General features: G+C 65.0%; 3 protein-coding genes and 1 pseudogene. 3 read left to right on the top strand and 1 reads right to left on the bottom strand.

Going from position 1 to position 3,561, the window contains the following annotated elements:
* Positions 1-191: 191 nt before the first annotated feature.
* Positions 192-1,142 (top strand): LLM class F420-dependent oxidoreductase, encoded by a 951-nt coding sequence (locus tag DD1DGNOD_RS11305; RefSeq protein WP_241255657.1) that lies wholly within the window; start codon positions 192-194, stop codon positions 1,140-1,142.
* Between the two features lie 100 nt (positions 1,143-1,242).
* Here the strand turns inward: DD1DGNOD_RS11305 and DD1DGNOD_RS11300 are convergent.
* A pseudogene (locus tag DD1DGNOD_RS11300) lies at positions 1,243-1,619 on the bottom strand (AMP-binding enzyme); the annotation flags it as partial.
* Between the two features lie 307 nt (positions 1,620-1,926).
* Between DD1DGNOD_RS11300 and DD1DGNOD_RS11290 the strand changes: the two are divergent.
* Positions 1,927-3,126 (top strand): LuxR C-terminal-related transcriptional regulator, encoded by a 1,200-nt coding sequence (locus DD1DGNOD_RS11290; protein ID WP_131770078.1) that lies wholly within the window; start codon positions 1,927-1,929, stop codon positions 3,124-3,126.
* A gap of 189 nt (positions 3,127-3,315) precedes the next feature.
* Positions 3,316-3,561 (top strand): acyl-CoA dehydrogenase family protein (locus DD1DGNOD_RS11285; protein ID WP_165036611.1); only part of this gene is annotated, 246 nt, incomplete at its 3' end.

Raw genomic sequence — 3,561 nt, 5'->3', positions numbered from 1 at the left:
ATATTATACATAATGGTGTTTCCACCGTTAATTCGACAGACCTACGACCGGGTGTACGCTATTTTCGCGTCAAACCCATGGCGAACGAATCACGCGTGGCGACCGGATATTTCTCCCTCCGTAACCAGGCTGAACGTTTACCACGCCCGACCTGGGAAATCCCGGGACAATTGGTGACGCCTGGAGACTCTGTGACCCTTGGAATTTCCCTTCCGTCCCACTGGCCGGATCTTGGCTCCAACACGGTGGACACGTTGATCGCCCGTGCCCGTGAGGCCGGCGAGGCCGGGCTTACCTCGATCTGGTTACCCCAACGATTCGACCATGACGCTCTGTCGATAGCCGCCGTGATCGGTCACGCCGTGCCCGATATCGCCATCGGCACCTCGGTCGTACCCATCTATCCCCGCCACCCGATCGTGGTGTCGAGTCAGGCCCAGACGGCCCAGGCGGCAAGTCATGGACGGTTCACGCTCGGGCTGGGGCTCGGTACGCCACGACTCATCACGAGCTTTGGCGTGTCCTTCGATCGGCCTATCCGTCACCTGCGTGAGTACCTCAGCGCATTGAGGCCGCTATTGTCCTCCGGTTCGGTCAACCTGCACGGCGCGACGTTGACAGCCTCCACCCCTATGCCGGCGGCCGTGCCTGGGGCGCAGCCGCCGGTCCCGCTGCTGGTGGCGGCGATGGGACCACAGGCGTTGAAGGTCACCGGCGAGCTGGCTGACGGCACCCTGCCCTACCTTGCCGGTCCTCGGACGCTCAGCGAGTTCATCGTGCCAACGATCACCGAGGCGGCCCGCGCCGCGGGACGGCCCGCACCGCGAATCGTCGTGGCGTTCGCCGGCATTGTGACCGCGGCGGTCGACAAGGTACGGGCATCCGCCGAGAAACAGCTGGCGTCTTACGCGACAGTGCCTTCATATCGGGCGGTACTTGCCCGCGAGGGCCTAAAACACCCGGCCGAGTTGGCGGTCATCGGCGACGAGGAGATGTTAGCCGCCGCCGTGGCCCTCTATTTCGACGCCGGGGCAACCGAGATCGTGGTGACCAGCACCGGTCTGAGCACCGCCGAGGATCGCCGACGTACCTGGAAGGTACTGGGAGAAATCAACCGTGGCCGGACGAGAAGCGCCCGCTGATGCGACGCCGACGGACCGGGGAACAGCAGTCCGATCGAATGCCGAGGCTGAATACCGAGACCAACGCCAGGGACCGCCTCCCGCGCGGCCTCTGGCGTCGTCACGACACGACTTTGGCCGCCCGCAAGTACTGCTCACGCAGGACCCGCTTCACGAGCTTGCCGGTTTCAACTCGTCCACGAAATCAATCCCGCGCGGAGCCTTGTATCAGGCGATCCGTTCCCGGACATAGGCGTGCAGTTCCTCGGCGAGTTCCTCACTCGGCACCACGCCCGACGGCAGCTGCACCACCGCATGCACCGACTCACCCATCTCCGGGTCGGGAACGCCGATCACCGCGACATCGTGCACCTTCGGGTGCAGGGCGAGACAGCCCTCGATTTCCTGCGGGTAGATGTTGACCCCACCGGAGATGATGGTGAACGCCTTGCGGTCGGTCAGGAACAGGTAACCGTCATCGTCGATGTAACCGATGTCGACCGGCGCGGCGGCATCCCCTCCCGGATGCCATCGCCGACCGGGATAATCTCGCTATTCACGTTGCTGGGAACAGCTCGGCCGGGCAACGCACCGGGAGCGAATCTTCCCTTTTGACGCGCCGGGCCGCATCTCTCGCCCGGGGGACAGTTACTCTCTCCAAAGAGGGAACATCCGCCGTACCGGCGCCGGCGACCCGGACAGCAGGTTATAGATATGGACAGAATGTGACGAGACTGAACCTTGACTCGTTGATCCGCCGTGAATGTCCAGTGCCTGATGCTCGAGCAAGCCGAGGAGGCTCATCGTGTCCACCGAGAACGCCAGGTGCTACGAGAGAAGCCGCAGACCGACGATCGGGGACCGCGTGTACCAGCGGTCGATCTCCGATCAGACGCTGAGCGAGGTGCTCGACACGGTGCGGCAGGCGGAGAAGCTGCTGACCGGAGCCGGGCTTCCCAAGGCGGCCGACATCGTCGATCTGCCCTCGGCCGCAGACGCGCTCGGCTGTGTGTGGCGCGGGGTCCGGGCCGCACTTCACGGCGATCATGCTGCCGGCGAGCAGTTGGCGAACACCGACGATCTGGTCACCCTGCTGATACGGGCCCGTCAGACCGATGAGGACCTGGAGCGTCAGCACGCCACCCGCCGGTCCGCCACGCTGCGCCGCGCGCAGAGCGCGCTCAGCCAGTTCCACCAGAGCGGCTTCTCCGTGGCCGAGCTGATCGAAACAACCCCCGTGGCGGTCTGCGCACTGGGCTTCGACCGGGCGATCTTCTCGCGCATCCACGACTCGCTCTGGGTCGCAGAGTCACTACACGTCGAGGGTGATCCGGACTGGGCAGAGCAGATCCTGCAGGCTGGGAGGGAGAGCCCCGAGCCGCTGGCGCCCCCACTGTTCGAGACCGAGATCGTACGCACGCGGCGGCCGATCACTGTGCCGGACGGTCAGCAGCGGCCACGAGTACACCAGGCGATCTCAAGGGTTTCCCAGACGCGCTCCTACGTCGCCGCGCCCGTCATGCCCCGCGGCGACGTCATCGGCTTCCTGCACGCCGATTGCTACTTCCAGCGCCGCGAGCTGACCGACCTGGATCGCGACCTGCTCTCGGTGTTCGCCGCGGGATTCAGCTACGCGCTCGATCGCGCCATCCTGCTCGACCGCCTCGCCGGTCTGCGCGCACGGATCCTGCGGTTCGCCGAGGACATGATCCTCTTCGTGCACGAACGCTCCCCCCTTCCCACGCCGCGATCCTCCACTCCCTTCGACGACGAGCTGGTAGCGCCCACATCGGATCCAGCACACCGCCGGATCGAGACACCGCTCACCCACCGCGAGCTCGATGTGCTCCGGCTGATGACCCAGGGGCACACGAACCACCAGATCGCCAGCAAACTGGTGATCTCCGAGGGGACGGTGAAATCGCACGTCAAGCGCATTCTGCGTAAGCTGGTCGCAGCTAATCGCGCCGAAGCCGTGTCGATCTGGCTGAATACCCAGCGGTAGCCACCGCATTCCCGCAACATCGCCCGAACGCATCGGACGCGAACGCACCCCGGGCCCCTATTTGGTCAGCCCCGACCATATTGACATCCAAAGATTCCTGGCCGACAATTTCCGACGAGTTCCGCACCGTTGCCCGTCCCGTGAGGAGTTCTCACTTTGATCCAGGCACCGCCGCGCACACAGGACCATATGTGGCACGACTTAGGAATACCGGAGGAGACGATCGCCCTCCGTCGGCAGATGCGCCAGGCGGCGATCGAACGGGTCGAGCCTTACGCCCGCGACATCGGACAGCGCGAGGAAAGCGCGGAGAGTTTCCCGTGGAAGGCGTTCCGCGGGCTCGCCGAGGCAGGTGCTTTCGCGGTCCCGTTCGGATCGGATTTCGGCTGGGGTCTGGAGTTCCCGCTGCTGGGCACGTGCACCACGACCGAGGAG

The sequence above is a fragment of the Candidatus Protofrankia californiensis genome, from assembly GCF_900634765.1.
Classification (GTDB): domain Bacteria; phylum Actinomycetota; class Actinomycetes; order Frankiales; family Frankiaceae; genus Protofrankia; species Protofrankia californiensis.
The sequence above is the reverse complement of the archived record's forward strand: the minus strand, read 5'-3'. Positions and strand labels throughout refer to the sequence as shown.